The sequence below is a fragment of the Undibacterium sp. GW821-FHT11B02 genome, from assembly GCF_058808955.1.
Genome location: NZ_JBXASD010000001.1, coordinates 442,280 through 459,934, shown reverse-complemented (window position 1 = coordinate 459,934; position 17,655 = coordinate 442,280). Strand labels below are relative to the sequence as shown.

Sequence of the window (17,655 nt, the reverse complement as noted above, 5' to 3'; positions counted from 1 at the left end):
AGTCTTTAATGCCATTTTAGTCCGGGAACCTGGCTTTTTGATGACGATTTTGTCATTAATGTGGCTATCTTGGCTAGTACCTGGATTGATGTCCTGGTCAGGGCGGGAATTGTCTGCACACAAGTTACAATAGCGCCTGAAAGTTTTTCCGGATGTGCTCCGCCTGCCAGCTATGTCTCATGGTCTGAATACCCCCCAACGCAATGCAGTCAATTATATGGATGGCCCTTGCCTGGTACTGGCTGGTGCCGGTTCGGGCAAGACGCGCGTGATCACCCAGAAAATCGTCAACCTGATCGAATTGCATGGTTATGACCCAAGGCATATCGCTGCCCTGACTTTTACCAACAAGGCCGCGTTGGAAATGCAAGAGCGCATCGGCAAATTGCTGGCAGAACCGCGTCAGGCCAAGCAACTGACGGTATCCACCTTTCACTCGCTGGGGGTGAAGATCTTGCGCCAGGAGGCGCAGGCCCTGGGCTTGAAAGACCGCTTTTCCATCATGGACAGCGATGACTGTTTTTCCCTGGTACAGGATCTGGCGATTACCACCGACAAGCAATTGATACGTCGCATACAGACTGCCATGTCGCTATGGAAAAATGGTCTGGTTGATCCTGAAGTCGCCCTGAAACAGGCGCAGGATGAGGACGAAGCCATCGCTGCCCGGGTCTACCGCAGCTACGTCGCTACCCTGTCTGCCTATCAGGCGGTGGATTTTGATGACCTGATACGCTTGCCGGTAGAACTGTTTCGCAGCAATGAACAGGTGCGTGACAAGTGGCAGCGTCGCCTGCGCTACCTGCTGGTGGATGAATACCAGGACACCAATACCTGCCAGTATGAACTGGTCAAGCTGCTGGTGACCGGCATAGGCAAGAAACCCATGTTTACCGCCGTGGGTGATGATGACCAGGCAATTTATGCCTGGCGTGGTGCTACCATAGAAAACCTGAAAACCCTGCAAGTCGATTTTCCTAACCTGGAAATCATCAAGCTGGAACAAAATTACCGTTCCAGTACCCGCATTTTGCAGGCTGCCAATTCTGTCATCGGCAATAATCCCAAGCTGTTTGAAAAGTCGCTGTGGTCAGAACACGGCCTTGGTGACCCAGTCAAGGTACTGGGCATGCAGGACGATGAGCAAGAAGCTGAGCAAGTTGCCATCATGATCTCTGCCCACCGTTTTGAGCGCCAGGCTAAGTATTCAGATTATGCCATCCTGTATCGCGGCAATCACCAGGCCCGTGTCATCGAACAAGCACTGCGGCGCGAGCGCATTCCTTACACCATATCCGGCGGCCAGAGCTTCTTTGACCGGGCCGAAATCAAGGACATCATTGCCTACCTGCGCCTGATCGCGAATGAAGATGATGACCCTGCCTTCATTCGCGCCATCACCACACCCAAGCGCGGTGTCGGCCTGGCCACGCTCGAAGTGCTGGGCGAATTTGCCGGTCAATGGCAATGCTCGCTGTTTGCCGCAGTCTTCAAAGGTGGTATAGAAGCCAAGCTGCCTGACAAACAGCTACGGCCATTACGGAATTTCTGCAGTTTCATCAACCAGGTCGAAGCCCATGCTCACAGAGAAGGCCATGCTACTGAATTGCTGGATGACCTGATGAAGGAAATCAATTACGAAGGCTATCTCTACGACAGTTTTGAAGACAGGGCGGCGCAAAGCAAATGGCAAAACGTGCTCGACTTTACCCAGTGGCTGAAAACCAAGGGCAGTGGTGGCAAGGATGGCACCGACGACCACCGCAGCCTGCTGGACCTGACCCAGATGGTAGCGCTGATGACCATGATGGAAGGCAAGGATGAAGAGCCGGATGCCGTGCGCATGTCGACCCTGCATGCCTCCAAGGGGCTGGAATATCCGCACGTGTTCCTGGTTGGCGTGGAAGAGGGTATTTTGCCGCACAAGGGTGACCCTGATGCGCCAGTAGAGACCATGGCGGCGCGGATAGAGGAAGAACGTCGCCTTATGTACGTGGGCATCACCCGTGCCCAGCGCAGTTTGCATATCACCTGGTGCAAAAAACGCAAACGTGCTGGTGCGCCTGTGCACTGTGATGTCTCACGCTTCATCAAGGAAATGAAACTCGACGAAGGCATCGCGTTGCCAGCAGAGACCGAAGTGTTGACACCGAAAGAACGCCTGGCTGGCCTGAAGGCCCTGTTGAACAAACCTAGAGAATAAACGCACCGTAAAATCGCATAAGAAACCTCTGCCCTAAAAAGGTGAAAATGTTAGTATTACTTACCAGGCTGGGCTGACGCACTGTTACAAGTGTCGTGGCCTTACCATTTCTGTGGAAGTGATTTATGCATCGTTGCCTGATTTTGCTGCTCTTCATTTTGTTTGTCCCGCCAACTCATGCGGCAGGACGATGTGAGCGCGTGGTGATTTCGGCCGATCCTGCCTACCCACCCCTGCATTGGCATGATGGCAAAAAATTCCATGGTGCCAGTATAGACATTGCCACCCGCATCCTGAAAGATCTGGGTGTGCCATATGAAGTGCGTTATCTGGGGCCCTGGAAACGGGTCTTGAATGCGGCACAAAATGGCAGCATAGACATGATCACCTCCCTGAAAACCACGCCAGAACGCACCGGTTTTTTACTCTTCAGTGATCTTGTGCTGGTTAATCCAGTGGCTGCCTTTATCAGGAAAGACCATGTTTTAGCTTACAACAAATGGGATGATTTGATTCCGTATCGTGGTGGGATCGCCCGCGGCAACCGGTTTGGCCGTCCATTCGATGATTTCATGGATAGCCGTTTGACCATCAGTGAAGCAGATAACCTGGAAACGGCATTCAAAATGTTGCAGGCAAAGCGTTTTGATTATGTCATCACCGGTTATCATTCCGGCATGGCCTACCTGGCCTCGGGCAAACTGGACGACAAGCTGATGCCCTTGACACCCTACCTGATCGAGACTGCGAATTTACTGGGCTTTGTCGCCAGCAGCCCTTGCGCAGCCTATCTGCCTGCAGTTAACAAGCAATTGTTAAAACTCCAGAAAGAAGGATACATAGAACGCGCCCTGCAGCAGGCCATAGAAGATTGGCGTGTCGCCCCTTATCTGGGGAAAAACTGATCAGCCTAAAGCTCCTCGTATTCATTACAGCTCTTACCATTACCAATCATGACCCATTCACATCTTATTACGACTGCTGAACAACTTGCCGGGCTCTTCGATGTTGTCGGAGATGCATCACTTAAAAAAGAAGTGAGCTATTTGCATCCGCATTACCTGGCGATGATAGAAGCCTCTCCATTTGCCATCCTGGCCACCCACGGTGCCGATGGATTGGATGCCTCCCCCCGTGGCGATGCTCCCGGCTTCATTGTGGCAGAAGACCAGCACACCTTGTTGTTGCCCGAACGGCGTGGCAACAATCGCATCGACAGCTTGCGCAATATCCTGCATGACCCGCAGGTGGCATTGCTGTTCCTGATTCCGGGTCTGGGTGAAACCCTGCGCGTGAATGGACGGGCCAGTATTTCCATTGACCCATTGCTGCTGGATAAATTGGCAGTAGACGGCAAGGCACCGAAATGCGTGATACGCATACAGGTAGAATGCGTATTTTTCCAGTGCGCCCGTGCGATTTTGCGTTCGCAGTTATGGCAACGTGCAGGTGCAGAACGCCCGGTTGGCATACCCAGCGCCGGCACCATTCTGGCAGCTCTGAGCAACGCCGCTATTGGTGGTCAACAATATGATGCTGAGTTACCCGCCCGCCAGCGTGCCACTTTGTATTGAGGGCTAGTTGCCTTAGCTTGGTGCGCATTTTTTTAAATACTGTCTGTAGCTTCGACTCGCCTTCACGTCGTAACAAGCTTCAGGAATCGCTGGTGACTAACGCATTTCTGCTATTCTGTGCCGCGTTGATACGTGGCAAACGCTTTACCTATTTTTGACGGAACATCCATAATGAATTTTAAAACTTCCTTTACCCGCCTCGCTACCCGTTACCTTGGCATCATCGGCTTGAGTCTGGCATTTGCCAATGCCCATGCACAGGCTGCGAAAGAAGAAACAGCCAAAGGTGTGCTGTGGGAAGTGAAATCAGGTAGCAATACAGCTTATCTGTTTGGTTCTATCCATCTGGCCAAGGCCAGCTTTTATCCTTTGCCCGAGATAGTGGAAAATGCCTACAAGCAGGCCGACACGCTGGTCGTCGAGGTTGACACCTCCGACGCCAAGATAGCAGAAAAAGCCATGCCGTTTTTTATCTATACAGCACCGGACAAACTGGAAAACCATATCACCAAAAAAACCTGGGAAGAATTGCAGGGTATAGTAGGTACAGCCAGTGCACAGTTGCAGACATTGAAACCAAGTATCGTTGCAACGGCACTCAGTGTCGGTGTATTCAAGCAGCAAGGGTTTGATGCCAGCAAAGGTGTAGACCTGCACTATTTGCTGAAGGCAAAACAGGACAAGAAAGAGATTGTCTCACTGGAAACCATGGAATTTCAGGCGAACGTGCTGGCTGGCTTAAGTGACGAAGATGGTGACGCCATGCTGGCACAAACGCTGGACGGCTTGAAGAATGGCGATTTGCTGCGCGAAACCAATAATATGATCAACGCCTGGAAAACGGGTGATGCTGAAGCGTTGACCAAAATCCTGCAAGACTCTGCCACTAAGGATGCAGGCTCGCGCAAGGTCATGAAATTGCTGCTGGATGACCGCAATCCTGGCATGACAGGAAAAATCAGTAGCATGCTGGAAAGTGGTAAAAAATTGTTTGTAGTTATTGGTGCCGGACATATGAGCGGCACCAATAGCATTACTGAATTGCTGGAAAAACAAGGATTGGAAGTCAGGCAGATCAAGTAATTCTTCACATACTGCTCAGAGGCCGCATAACGTGGTCCTGAGCAGCAACAGCCATCAAACATCAGATTGACACAATCAAGCTGACGGCCACTGCGTATATTCAATTCCGTTCTGAATTGAACCTATGACCTGTGCCTTGTTTTCTACGCTTTCGCAAAAACTCACCAGCGCTGATTCCGGCGTACTGACCCCGCTGCTGAGTTCCTTGTTCCAATAATCAAAGCCTGCCTGATCAGGTGCGCGGTGCAAAACATTCTGGTAGAAATTCGTGATCAGTGTGGTCGTCGATGGATTGCTGCCATACAGTTTCTGGAATTCCGGTGACTGGAAAAAACCTGCTGCAACAGTCCTCAAATTGGACCCCTTGTCCATATCTGCAATCCAGTAACCCAGGCCGGTGGCATCGGGTTTGCGGTCAAAGGCCGCCTGGTACAGACGGTAAACTTGCCCTGCAGTCCCTTCAAAATCGAAGGCAACAACCTTGTCGTTCAACTGTACTCTTTCTACATTATTGACAGAGATTGTTTCATTCGTCAGCGTATTGCGGAAGCTGATGTCATTCGCCGTCTTCTGTATGGAAAATGCAGCGCGGTTTTCCCTGACGATCAATATATCAACACCGGCACCACCATCGACCGTATCACTGCCGCCGTTGCTTTCAAACGTGTTATTTGCGCTGTTGCCGATCATTACATCACTAAAGCGCGTGCCGATCACGTTTTCAATGATCGTGTCATAGGCGATGGACAGATTATTAATCGATGCTGCACCGCTGGCCAGCGTGCCTATCGAGCTGTTGGCACCCGGGTTCAGATTGATGGTGGCAGCCACTGAAAGTGCTGACAGATTGATGGTATCAACGCCACCGGTATCATTGATCACTTTCAGCATCTGACCATCGCTATCCTTGAACGAATAGGAAGTCGTATCGGCGTTATAGGCTTTACTGCCGTACAGATATTTCAGCGCCAGATAATCGTATTTACCAAAGAAATCCCGCTCCTGAGCTTGCGGAGCTTTAATATATGACATGACGGTATTGGCTTCGCTATCTTCGGCCGCAGCCAAAAAATTATCTGGTATGGTCGATGCTGCTTCACCCGCATTGTAGTTGCCAGGATGTTTCAAGCCTATTGCATGACCAATTTCATGCACCAGGGTGGACCAGGCAGTTGTTCCCGGCATGATATTGCTCAGATTGTCGCTGACTTCATTGTTCAGGTAGACATCGCCACTGGCTTTGGTATCTGTTGTATCGGGATAGCTTGCATAGCCCGCACTGGTCGTACCCTGGGCATTGTTACCAAGGCGGATATAACCATAGCTGCTGTCGGTATCTGCAACTTCCTTGAAAGTGATGCCAAATTGTTGGGATATCTGTTCAAAAATCTTGCGTGTTGCCGCTTTTTGCTCTTCCGTAAATACAGTAAAACCCTTTTTATCCGAATCTTGTGCATAAGCCGGTGCGGCGCTCATGAAGCTGAAACTGACTTCAACGGCTGAACCCGCCGGGCTGCCATTATTCCAGCGTGCCGTGGCAGACGGCAATAAGACATCTATCCTGTAATCACCACTGTACGCGTTAACAATGACGGTTTCTTTTTGTGTAGAGATGGTTTCTGCCATGAGTTGTATTCCAGATTGTAATAACGAAATATAGTGGAATTGACTGAGGACTATGCAGTGCCTGACGCGCCTTCCTGCATAGCTGGAGATATGTTTCAGCCAATTTTTTGGAGCAGGGCATATGACGAACGGTGAATATTATTTGCAAAATAAATCACACGACTCTGATGCTTCCAAAAAAATATTCTATAAGAGCACCGTAAGCGCATCGTAAGATACAACTGTGCTGTTAGCGGGTATTGCAATGAAATTATGTTTGTTGTATTTCGATATAAGTTCAATTTTTAACTGTGATTTATTGTTAATTGAGGCACCAACTTATCGATGCTAATTCATGATAGAGGATGAATACTCTTGATTGACGATCCTGGTTTCACGAAAAGACGCAAGGTTTGACCGGTAGTGGACACTACTTCAGTGTGGGTACATAACCTGAAGTTTCACTGCGTCTGACTGTGCTTGATGTGCGGGATGGTGTCCGCGCTGGCGGCGAGGTCGGGATATTCAGTGTGCTGGGGCGGTTAATGAAGATCCGGGTGCATATTGCCTTTCACAATCTAGTAACTAACGAATTAAGTAAGCAAGGCATGATAAGAGTATTGATAGCGGATGACCACGCCATTGTGCGTGAGGGCTTGAAGCAGTTGTTTGCAATGGACAAGGATGTGCAGGTTGCGGGAGAGTCCGTGGATGGCGCTCAGACGCTTGAAACTTTGCGCAAAGGGGGCTTTGACCTGGTGTTGCTTGACATGACCATGCCCGGTGTCAGCGGAGTGAATCTCATTAGTCGCATCCGTGCCCAGGACGGCGCACCGCCCATTCTTGTTCTCAGCATGCATAACGAGTTACAAATTGCCCGGCGGGCACTTGCCGCCGGCGCGTCCGGGTATCTGACCAAGGACAGTCGCCCTGAGATACTGATGGCGGCCGTTCGCAAGGTGGCCGCAGGGGGGCGGTATATCGATCCGGTATTAGCCGAGCAAATGGTGTTTGAAACAGCTAACACCGGGGAGCGACCACCCCATGAACTTCTTTCTGATCGTGAATTTCACATACTGCGTTTGCTGGTCCGGGGTGTGAGTGTCAATGAGGTTGCCGAAGAACTGGCCATCAGCAATAAGACCGTCAGCACCCATAAAGCACGTTTGATGCTAAAAATGAACTTTCGCAACAATGCCGAATTGGTGCGTTATGCAGTTTCGCATGGCTTGGTGGAATAGCCCGGTAGCCTGATGGCTGTTCAACTGTTCATCGTGGCAGAGAAGGAAATCCCTACACGCATCATCCGCGTCCCTACGCGGAAACCAAGATTCCCTGATAGTTAAGCTCGTTCGAAGCCTCTACGATTCGTTCTGTGTCCAGTAACTATTGGGAGATGGCATGAGCGAATTGCAGCTGATTGCAGCAGCCAATGATGAAATAATGAGCATTGCGGGTGGCGCACAGCGTCAACCTGATTTCGGTCTGTGCAATTCCGGTGACAGGTGGATCACAATACTGCGGGCTTTGGTACGGTCATCATCCGGCTCACAGGACTGGAAGTGGCGACAGCTCTATGAATAGCTTGCGAGAGGGATTGGGTCGCCTCGTCAGACGCATTGCTGTGTCTTGGAATACATTGTTGAGTCCAGACAATGCTAGTCACACGTTGCCGCCGTTGACTTTGGGAAAACGACTCAGGCCGGAAGAATTCGTCCTCAATCAAGTACGTGAAGCCATCTACTTGATCGATGCCAATCTCTGCCTTATCTATGCTAATGATGAAGCCTGTCGTGTTTTGGGTTACCGTCAGGACGAATTGCTTTGTCTTAAGACGGACGATATCGACTTGGACACAGCACGAACAACGGCCCTCCAGATTTGGGTACAAACGGTCACTGATGGCCCGGTGACGTTTGAAACCCGCCACCGACGGTGCGATGGCAGTTTGTTCCCTGTGGAAATCAGGACTTCTTCTATCGAATATGAGGGCGAGACCCTGTGTATTGCGCTGGTCCGGGACATCACAGGACGCAAACAAGCAGAAAATATCATTCAAGAAAGGCTACTGCTTGAAGAGCGGGCTTCCCGACTTACCGAGGTGGTGCCTGGCGTGTTGTTCACCATGTGCCGCAGCCAGGATGGACAGCTGTCAATGCCTTGGGCGGCGGACAAGCTCGTCGAAATAGTAGGTTGCTGGCCCGAGGACACGCGGGAAGACATCGGTGCGCTGACCACGCTCATGCGCTGTGACGATGCCAATGTGTGGCACCAGGCTGCCGCTGAATCAGCGCGTACCCTGTTGCCCTGGCGCAGCGAATTTCGTCTCGCGCATCCTATTCATGGCGAAACCTGGATCGAATGGCGGGCCACACCTTCACGCGAGTCCGGCGGCAGCGTGTTGTGGCATGGGTTTTTGCACGACGTCAGCGAGCGCAAGCAACATGAACATCAACTGAAGTTCATGGCTCATCACGACACGCTGACCGGCCTGCCCAACCGTATCCTGCTCACCGATCGCATGCAGCAAGCCATCGCCCAGTCGCTTCGTCTGGGCGAAATATTCGCGGTGCTGTTTATCGATCTGGATGGTTTTAAGCCTGTCAATGACAAGCACAGTCACGAGGTTGGGGACAGCGTCTTGATCGAGATAGGGAAGCGCATGACCAGGATGCTGCGTGCCAGCGATACCGTAGCCCGGATTGGTGGCGACGAATTTGTCATCTTGCTACCTGGCCTTTCTCGCGCTGAGGAGTGTGAGATTTCCACCCGACGACTGTTGAAAGCGATTTCTGAACCCGTCGATGTCGGAGAATGCCGGGTAATGCTTTCAGCCTCCATTGGCGTCGCTCTTTATCCTGAAGATGCTGACAGTGCCGATAGTCTGCTGCGCCACGCCGACGAGGCGATGTACACGGCCAAACGCACCGGGCGCAACCAGTTTGTTCTTTTCGGTAATGATGAACGGGATGTTTCCAAACTGGATGGAGACATGGTGCACGACCTGCGTGTGGCACTGGAGCAGAACCAGATTGATGTTTATTACCAGCCCATCGTAGACCTGACTACCGGCCATATTTACAAAGCTGAAGCGCTGGTGCGTTGGAAGCATCCGAAAAGGGGCAACATTTCGCCGACGGAATTCATTCCCATTGCGGAAGAGGTCGGTTTAATTCACGCCATCGGCAACAGGGTGTTCCAGAAAGCAGTGCAAACTGCCAGAGAGTGGAACCGGACTTGCACTGGAGGTACGGTACGAAGCATCAGCGTCAATCGTTCGCCTCGCGAGTTTTTCAGCCACGATGGCGCCGATGAATGGATCGACCATTTGAAGTCCCAGAACGTACCCGCCGATATGCTGTCCCTGGAAATCACCGAGGGCCTGCTGCTTAACGATCGCCCCAAGGTACTTTCGCAATTGACGCAACTGCGGGCTATGGGCATGACTGTAGCACTCGATGATTTCGGCACGGGCTTCTCGTCGCTTTCATATCTTAAGAAGTTCGATATCGACTACATCAAAATCGACCGTTCCTTCGTGCGCGATATCGTTGACGACCCCGCTGACCGGGCTATCGTGGAATCTATCATCGCCATGGCCCGCCGGTTAGGTATCAAGCTGATCGCGGAAGGCGTGGAAACTGAAGGACAGGCCGTACTCCTGGCCGCTGCACACTGCGATTTCGCGCAAGGTTATCTGTACGCCCGTCCAATGCCGGAGAGAGAATTCCTCGACTTCGTGCGTGCCGCAGACACCACTCCACTGGCCGTGTCGGCCCTGCGCACTGATGCGCATAAGTAAAACCCATTGGCCCGTCGCCATTGTCCTGCTGTCTGCGTGGTGGCTGGCCTGTTGGCTTGCCACCGGAGCATGGTTCGATGGCGAGGCAAAAGATGTCTACCGTACTGAAAGTCTTGCTGCTGATCGTTTCGTCGCCAACACCGTAAAAGGTTTTGACGGTATCGTTGCCAGCCGGGTCGGCCTGCCCCGGTTGCTGGCCCGTGATCCGGTATTGCGGCAAGCGTTGACCTTTTTGGACCCACCTACCGCCAGCGCGCCACCGCCCTACGAGGAGCGTAAGCGCCGCTGGACAGAAGCCCCGCTCCTGGCAGCGGCGAATCTCCATTTGAAGGCCGACGCGGATGATCTCGGGCACGGAGTCATCGGCGTGTTTGACCTGTTCGGCAACTGCATCGCAGCCAGCAACGCCGCTACCGATAAGAGCGCTGTCGGCATCAACTACGCTGACCGCGATTTTTTTCCAGATGTCCTTGCTGGTCACAGCGGCTACCGCCTCACTATCGGAAAACGATATGGATCAGTCGGCATAGTCTTCTATGCCCCTGTCATAGACCGTGGTCACCCCGTTGGCGTGGTGTTTAACCGTATCGATTTATTGCCTTACGTCAGTTGGCTCGCGTCGGCCAACGCCTTTATCACCGACCGCAGAGGAGTGGTCATGCTTTCGTCTGACCCTGCTCTGGCAATGCGTGCCACAGCCGACGCGCCAGTGCGGCAACTGGATGCGACCAAGCTGCAAGCGGTTTATGGGCGCGCCGAGATTGGATTATTGGATCTCGCGCCTGCGGGAGACAAGCGTTTTCCAGAACTGCGACAGGTGCCAGGCCGCATCGTGCCCGTCATTTTTCGCAGTCATTCTGTTGAGGGTGGCGAACTGATGGTAAACGTGCTCTGGCCCATGCCACAACTGGTCGTGCTGCCACAGCAACGCCTGATCTATGCCGGAGCGCTTGGCAGCATAGGCACACTCATGCTGTTGCTACTCACTGGCTACGGTATCCGTCGCCGGGAACAGCGCGCCATGCGTCTGGTACTTGCGGAGCGTGAACAGCGCCTCACGGATTCGCGTAACTTTCTCGATCAGGTCGTCAACGCCATTGCTGATCCCATCTTCGTCAAGGACCGTGAACACCGCTGGGTACTGGTGAACCAGTCGTTTTGCAACATCTTTGGTCAGCCACGAGAACATTTCATCGGCAAGTCTGCTCATGACGTTTTCCCTGAGCGCGAAGCGCGCCGCCTGCACGACATTGATGAACGCGTTCTGACCGCTGGCATCGAGAGTATCAACGAAGAAAAACTCATCGATGGCCAAGGTATCACACACATCGTTGTCACCAAGAACGCCCCCTACACCAACGCAAATCAGCAGCGCTTCATTGTCGGCACCATCTCCGACATCACCGAACGCAAGCAGATGGAGCGCCAGCTGCGCGCCAGAGAGCAAGTGTTCCGCAGTTTGGCCGAGAACTTGCCTGTTGCTGTGATTCGTTATGATTCAGGATACCGATGTCGTTACCTTAACCGGGCAGCAGAAAGAATGTTGCATGGCAATGCAGCCGGGTTGTTGGGTCATGTGCCAGATGGTGATAATGTTCCTGCAAGCCCCGCGATGATCGAACATTACCGGGACAAGATGGAAGAGGTTCTGGCCACGGATACGGCACAGGAACTGGATTTTTTGTTGGACGCGCTGCCCGCCAATCAGCAAGAACGTTACGAAGTCCTGTTTGTGCCCGAACACAGCACAGATGGAAAAACCTTTGGTGTGCTGGCGATCTGGTACGACATCACTGAGCGTAAGCAGATGGAGTTATCGCTGAAAGAGAGCGAGGCGCGCTACCGCGACAATAGTAATCTGCTGAAATCGATTTTCGAGAGCCCGTCCGGCATATACATCTATGCGCTTGATCGTGACTACCGCTACCTTGCCTTCAATAGCAAGTTTCATGAAGCAGCCAAACGCGCCTGGGGAGCAGACATCATTGTTGGCATGAGCATGCTTGAAGCAATCGATACCGTAGCACACCGGGAATTTTGTCGCAAAGGGTTTGAGCAGGTGCTGGCTGGACGCAGTTTTACCCTTGAATCGAAAGAGTCAATAGTCAAGGATGGGGTCACGACTTACGAATACCATGACAACTACGGCTCGCCGATCCGCAACGACCAAGGGGAAATCGTCGGATTGACCATATTTGCCGTCAATATCTCAAAGCGGAAACGGCTGGAAGCAGAACTCGTCGAGCGTGAACAGGAATTTCGCACCTTGGTGGAAACAGCTCCCGAGCCGATTCTCCGTTACGCGCCGGATGGCCGCCGCATTTATGTCAACGCTGCCGTTGAGCGCATCGGTGGTATACCTGCCAGTTCACTATTGGGCGAGCCATCATCGGACGGAAAAATCGCTTCTCTCCGTGACGGTGAAGCCACAGTGGCATTGGTCCGGCGCATTTGCGAAACTGGCGAATCTGGGGAGATAGAAGTAGAGGCAGTGGACAGTGCAGGGTGTCGCCGCTATTTCCATAACCGCCTGGCCCCTGAATTTGGCGTGGACGGCAAGGTCAGGAGCGTTTTCAGCATTTGCCATGACATCACCGGGCGAAAACTAGCCGAGCATTCCCTGACAGAGGCGCGTAATCGTTTGCTTAGCGTACTCCACACCATACCCGACCTCGTCTGGTTGAAAGACCCGCAGGGTACCTACCTTGCCTGCAACCCGATGTTCGAGCGCTTTTTTGGTGCCGCTGAGGTACAGATTGTGGGCAAGACAGATTATGACTTTGTTGATGCTGAACTGGCAGACTTCTTTCGTGAGAAAGACCGCCAGGCCATGGAGGCGGGTGACATTTGCATCAATGATGAAGATGTTGTGTTTGCTGACGATGGTCACAAAGCTGTGCTCGAAACACGCAAAGTGCCCATGTATGACGCAGGCAGAAAAATCATCGGCGTGCTGGGTATCGGGCGCGATATGACTGAGCACAAACGCCTGCAAGCCAAGATCGTCCAACGGGAAAGTGAATTCCGCACCTTGATCGAAAATTCTCCAGACACCGTTGTCCGTTTTGACCGGCAATGCCGCCATATCTATTGCAACCCGGCCATTTTGAAGTTAATGGGGCATTGCCTGGCCGACATGCTGGACAAGACCATTATTGAATCAGCGGCCTACCCATTGGAATTTTCCATCGCGCTTACTGAGCTGGTTCAAAAGGTCATGGAAACGGGACAGCCTGGCGACATGGAGTTGTACTGGGAAAAGATGGCGACGCCTGTTTTCCTGCAGTTCCGCGTAGGTCCGGAATTCGATCAGGCAGGGCAGGTAGTCAGCGCGCTGTCCATTGGCCGCGACGTCACCGCTTTGAAGCTGGCACAAGAGCGCCTGCGCAAATCTCATGACGTCCTGCGTGCGCTGGCCGCACATCAGGAGACCGAGCATGAAAAAGAGCGCCAGGATCTGGCCTACCAGATTCACGAAGACCTGGCTCAGAACCTCGCAGCCCTGCGCATCAATATCTCACTGTTAGAAATGAGCGGTGAACCCGCAAAGCATGCTCATCTGCTCAAGACCATGCATGATATTGCAGACCGCAGCATTGTCCGCATTCGTGACATTGTGTCTATGCTGCGTCCAACGGTGCTCGACCTGGGGTTGGTTCCCGCGCTGCAATGGCTCACTGATGACTTCAAAGGTGTGGGGCTCAAGTTCGATTTAGCCCTGCAGGAAGACATTCTGCTCAGTAATGAAGTGTCAAGTTTTCTGTACCGCGCGGCTCAGGAAGCCCTGCTCAATATAGCCCTGCACGCAGCGGCCACGCATGTTCATGTATTGTTCGACAACGTTGCCGGCACCTGTCGCCTGGTTGTACGTGATAATGGCCGCGGTTTCGACCCCGCCACACCATACCGCGAAGGCTGTTTTGGCCTGATTGGCCTGACTGAGCAAGCTCGCCATCTGGGCGGCTGCCTTTTCATTGATTCCAGGTTTGACCAGGGTACCGCGCTGGAATTCACCATGCCTGCGTTTCCAAAAAACAGGAGTTAGTTTTCAAAACAACCACGCCAGGAAAGCTTCCCAAATCATGCTCATGGGTCAGAGCGCCAGTGACATGTCCCGGCGATATGGACGAATAGCCTCTGACTGGTGATGTGGCGTTCTTCGACGCTGTTCTTTGAATTACAATGGAGCATCATGTTTCGGTGGGGCGACAGGTATGAAGATACGGTGGACTGCGGGTTTGGTCAAAAGAATCGAGCGTTTCGTGGGCCACTGCTGCGTGCTGCTACTCGGATTGCTGCCAGTGTTGGTACTCGCGCAGCAACAGTCACTACGTTACTTCACGGCGGCCGATGGCTTGGGTAACCTGGGCGTTAACGTGTTGGGACATGAGCCCGGGGGGGCTTTATGGATAGGCACCGAGAACGGCCTGTACCGGCACGATGGCGCGACTATCCGTAGCGTCGAGGGTGGACCGAAACAGATCATCTACAACATGGTCTTTGGCGCGGATGGAGCGCTTTGGGTGGCTAGTCAAGCCGGATTTTATTACCGCAGTGGCAAAGGTTTTGTCGCATTACCAGCCGACGATGGGATTTGGAAGCTGCGCTGGGGCCAGTCGCTGGCGGCATTGCCCGATGGGGGGGTGCTGGTGATTGGACTTGATGACAAGCTGTGGCGCGTGACGGCCAAGGGCGAAGGTGCACGCAGGGAACCCGCATTGCCAGCCACGTTGGGGCCACCGGATGCCCATGTGCTGGATGTGCGCTCCATCCTGGTCGCCCGCGACGGTGCATGGTGGTTTGGCTGCGGCAGCGCACTTTGCCGCTGGTACGAAAACCGGCTCCAACGTTGGACTGAGGCAGATGGTGTGCCCCAAGGTGAATGGCTGGGCTTGTTGGAAGCGAAAGATGGTTCCATTTGGGCACGTAGCGACCACCATGTTGTGCGGCTAACTGCTGGCGCGACCCGCTTTAGCAATGTGACACCCGAGAGACTGAGCAACGGTGTGACGCGCCGGTGGCTGCCGCTGTGCGAAGATCATGAAGGCCGCGTGTTGACGACGGGGGATGGTGGGGTCTTTCGCTGGCAGGCTGGATATTGGCAGCACTTTGGCGAACGCAATGGACTCGCAGAAGATCACGTACACGCGTTACTGCAAGACCGTGATGGCGATGTGTGGTTAGGCACCAGCGGGCACGGGCTGGCGCAGTGGCGCGGCTACGCCAACTGGTCATCGTGGACCCGTCGCCAGGGTCTACCCTCTGATGAAGTGTGGTCTATCGCAGACGACGGCGCGGGCCGGATCTGGATCGGCACCGATCGCGGCATGGTCTTCATGCAGCACGGCACCACCAAACTGGTGCCTGATGTGTCGCCATTGACCGGGCACACCGGCGGCATGGTGGCAGATGGTCATGGTGGCATGTGGTTGTACAACCTTGGTGGCAGCAAGTTATTCCATCGTACCCGTGCTGCCCCGTGGCGCTTGGTGAAGGATGGCTTGTCGCGGTTGCACCGCATCTGGGCCTTCGATGGTGAACTGTGGGTTTCCGCTGCCAATAGTCTATTTACTGCACCGCTGGACGGCAGTGGGTCGCTGCGTCGACGCGACGAACTGGATCGCGTCGTCGTCACCGACGGTGACCGGTACATCATTACGGCATGTCGCGACGCGACCAGTGGCATCACGTGGGTGGGTACCGGCGGTGCACTGCTGCAGTTTGACCCGGCACGCGGCTTTGTACGGCCACAGATACAGGGGCTGGCACCGAACGATGGTGTGGTATATCTCGCCTGCGGTGCCGGACGTGTGTGGCTGCGCACTTTGGTCGGTCAGCGACTGCTGCGCATCGACCTGACTCGCCCTGGTGCGCTACAGGCAGTGCCAGAGCAACCCGCCGTGTTTAATGGTCGCCGCATTCTGTCGCTGTTGGAAGACCACCGTGGCTGGCTCTGGGTGGGCACCGACGCCGGTGTCGTCCTGTGGAACGGCAAGGACTGGCGTCGCTTTGATGAAAGTAACGGTCTCGTCTGGAACGACTGCGACCAGAACGCACTCGCCGAAGATGCGCAGGGTGCCATTTGGATAGGGACCAGCCGCGGCGTGACCCGCATCGACAATCCCGACCGGTTGGGAAGTTCACCACCACTGAAGCCCAGTCTTACCGAAGCAAGGTTAGGCAATGTTGATCTGGCATTGGGGCGCAGGGTGGAAATACCCTGGTCCACGCAGCCGCTGGAAGTTCGCTGGGAGGTGCCGCTCTTCACCAACCGCCAGGCCCAGCACATGCGTTATCGTTTGCATGGGCGCGAGGACGGCTGGAGTGACATCACAAGCACCGAGCTGCGCTATGCTGGCCTGGGGCCTGGCAGCTACAGCCTGGAGTTGGTTGCCGTCAACGACGATCTGGCACAGAGCAGTTCGCCTCTGATACTGGATTTTGAGATTGTACCGCCCTGGTGGCGGAGCTTACCAGCGATTGCTGCGGCGCTGGCGATGCTGCTGTTGCTGGCTTACGTCGGATATCGTGCGCGCGTCCAGCGGCTGGTGCGGCATCAGGCCGGGCTGGAAGAGCAGATACAGGAACGCAAACGCATGGCGCAACGCCTTGAGCAGAAGCAACAACTGTTGCGGCAGTTGGCAGCCCGCAACGAAGAGGTGCGCGAGGATGAACGCAGGAGCCTCAAGCGTGAAATCCACGATGAGCTGGGACAGTACCTCCTGGGACTACGACTGGGCATTTCCATTGTGGACCTGCAGCTTGGGGAGAGCCATTCGCCCTTGCGGGAAAAAACCCAACATTTGATCACCGTGGTAGATACCACTATCAAGGTCGTACGCAATGTGGTGTCGGCGCTGCGTCCATCGGCGCTTGATCTGGGGATAGAGTCCGCGCTGGAGTGGCTGGTGGGACAATATTCAGAGGGAACAGGCATCCAGTTCGAACTGCAAGTTCCTGAAGGTGATCTGGATATGGATGACAAGCGTGCCACGGCGGTATTCCGTATCGTTCAGGAATCCCTCACTAATGTTGTACGGCACGCGCAGGCAACGCGGGTGAAGATTTCTCTTGAACAAAAAGACGGCGATTACCTGCTGGAAGTACAAGACAATGGCCTAGGGTTTGATCCCTCTATACGCAAGGAAAAATCGTTTGGTCTGGTCAGCATCACGGAGCGGGCGCTGATGCTGGGGGGCGAGGTCGAGATATCCAGCGTGCCAGGGTTGACTTTGATCCGGGTGCATTTTCCGGTTCGTATTGCGCCAACGGAGGAAGTAGGAATTTGCTGATAGCGCTATTCCGAAATCCCTACGCGACCACCACATCTCCTGACACCAGAATCAAGATCGCCTGATAGCCCATTTCTCTCAAGTCATTCATCCTTC

General features: G+C 53.7%; 10 protein-coding genes. 9 read left to right on the top strand and 1 reads right to left on the bottom strand.

The genetic code is table 11. The features are described 5' to 3' along the window. Positions 1–172 precede the first annotated feature (172 nt). The 4 genes from AC1RVX_RS01935 (at position 173) to AC1RVX_RS01920 (ending at position 4,860) form a co-directional block, all read left to right on the top strand. The gene (locus AC1RVX_RS01935) at positions 173–2,203 is read left to right on the top strand and encodes a UvrD-helicase domain-containing protein (RefSeq protein WP_493214882.1); all 2,031 of its coding nucleotides are present in this window, start codon (positions 173–175) and stop codon (positions 2,201–2,203) included. A 125-nt stretch (positions 2,204–2,328) separates the two neighbouring features. Continuing rightward, complete coding sequence (locus tag AC1RVX_RS01930; protein ID WP_493214881.1) at positions 2,329–3,108, top strand: substrate-binding periplasmic protein; 780 nt, start codon at positions 2,329–2,331, stop codon at positions 3,106–3,108. Between the two features lie 48 nt (positions 3,109–3,156). Further along, positions 3,157–3,777: a pyridoxamine 5'-phosphate oxidase family protein gene (locus AC1RVX_RS01925; protein WP_493214880.1), complete on the top strand. Its 621-nt coding sequence runs from the start codon at positions 3,157–3,159 to the stop codon at positions 3,775–3,777. 171 nt (positions 3,778–3,948) lie between these two features. Further along, a complete protein-coding gene (locus AC1RVX_RS01920; RefSeq protein WP_493214879.1) occupies positions 3,949–4,860 on the top strand; it encodes a TraB/GumN family protein in 912 nt (303 codons plus the stop codon). 75 nt (positions 4,861–4,935) lie between these two features. On the opposite strand, the gene AC1RVX_RS01915 is transcribed toward AC1RVX_RS01920, so the two are convergent. Further along, positions 4,936–6,486: a DUF4214 domain-containing protein gene (locus AC1RVX_RS01915; RefSeq protein WP_493214878.1), complete on the bottom strand. Its 1,551-nt coding sequence runs from the start codon at positions 6,484–6,486 to the stop codon at positions 4,936–4,938. A 587-nt stretch (positions 6,487–7,073) separates the two neighbouring features. Between AC1RVX_RS01915 and AC1RVX_RS01910 the strand changes: the two genes are divergently transcribed. The 5 genes from AC1RVX_RS01910 (at position 7,074) to AC1RVX_RS01890 (ending at position 17,559) form a co-directional block, all read left to right on the top strand. Beyond that, positions 7,074–7,706: a response regulator gene (locus AC1RVX_RS01910; protein WP_493214877.1), complete on the top strand. Its 633-nt coding sequence runs from the start codon at positions 7,074–7,076 to the stop codon at positions 7,704–7,706. Positions 7,707–7,866: 160 nt separating this feature from the next. Next, on the top strand, positions 7,867–8,049 hold the full coding sequence (locus tag AC1RVX_RS01905) for a hypothetical protein (protein WP_493214876.1): 183 nt from the start codon (positions 7,867–7,869) through the stop codon (positions 8,047–8,049). A gap of 58 nt (positions 8,050–8,107) precedes the next feature. Further along, positions 8,108–10,267 carry a putative bifunctional diguanylate cyclase/phosphodiesterase gene (locus tag AC1RVX_RS01900; RefSeq protein ID WP_493214875.1) on the top strand — a complete coding sequence of 720 codons (2,160 nt, stop codon included), beginning with the start codon at positions 8,108–8,110 and terminating at the stop codon, positions 10,265–10,267. Further along, a complete protein-coding gene (locus tag AC1RVX_RS01895) occupies positions 10,254–14,312 on the top strand; it encodes a PAS domain-containing protein (protein ID WP_493214874.1) in 4,059 nt (1,352 codons plus the stop codon). The genes AC1RVX_RS01900 and AC1RVX_RS01895 overlap by 14 nt, the downstream gene beginning before the upstream one ends. 169 nt (positions 14,313–14,481) lie before the next feature. Then, positions 14,482–17,559, top strand: coding sequence for a sensor histidine kinase (locus AC1RVX_RS01890; RefSeq protein WP_493214873.1), 3,078 nt, complete (start codon positions 14,482–14,484; stop codon positions 17,557–17,559). Positions 17,560–17,655: the final 96 nt, after the last annotated feature.

What these genes read in the sequence shown, in the direction of transcription:
- AC1RVX_RS01895 (WP_493214874.1), top strand. Translation starts at nt 10,254, where the DNA reads ATGCGCATAAGTAAAACCCATTGGCCCGTCGCCATTGTCCTGCTGTCT.
- AC1RVX_RS01905 (WP_493214876.1), top strand. Translation starts at nt 7,867, where the DNA reads ATGAGCGAATTGCAGCTGATTGCAGCAGCCAATGATGAAATAATGAGC.
- AC1RVX_RS01935 (WP_493214882.1), top strand. Translation starts at nt 173, where the DNA reads ATGTCTCATGGTCTGAATACCCCCCAACGCAATGCAGTCAATTATATG.
- AC1RVX_RS01930 (WP_493214881.1), top strand. Translation starts at nt 2,329, where the DNA reads ATGCATCGTTGCCTGATTTTGCTGCTCTTCATTTTGTTTGTCCCGCCA.
- AC1RVX_RS01915 (WP_493214878.1), bottom strand. Translation starts at nt 6,486, where the DNA reads ATGGCAGAAACCATCTCTACACAAAAAGAAACCGTCATTGTTAACGCG.
- AC1RVX_RS01925 (WP_493214880.1), top strand. Translation starts at nt 3,157, where the DNA reads ATGACCCATTCACATCTTATTACGACTGCTGAACAACTTGCCGGGCTC.
- AC1RVX_RS01910 (WP_493214877.1), top strand. Translation starts at nt 7,074, where the DNA reads ATGATAAGAGTATTGATAGCGGATGACCACGCCATTGTGCGTGAGGGC.
- AC1RVX_RS01890 (WP_493214873.1), top strand. Translation starts at nt 14,482, where the DNA reads ATGAAGATACGGTGGACTGCGGGTTTGGTCAAAAGAATCGAGCGTTTC.
- AC1RVX_RS01920 (WP_493214879.1), top strand. Translation starts at nt 3,949, where the DNA reads ATGAATTTTAAAACTTCCTTTACCCGCCTCGCTACCCGTTACCTTGGC.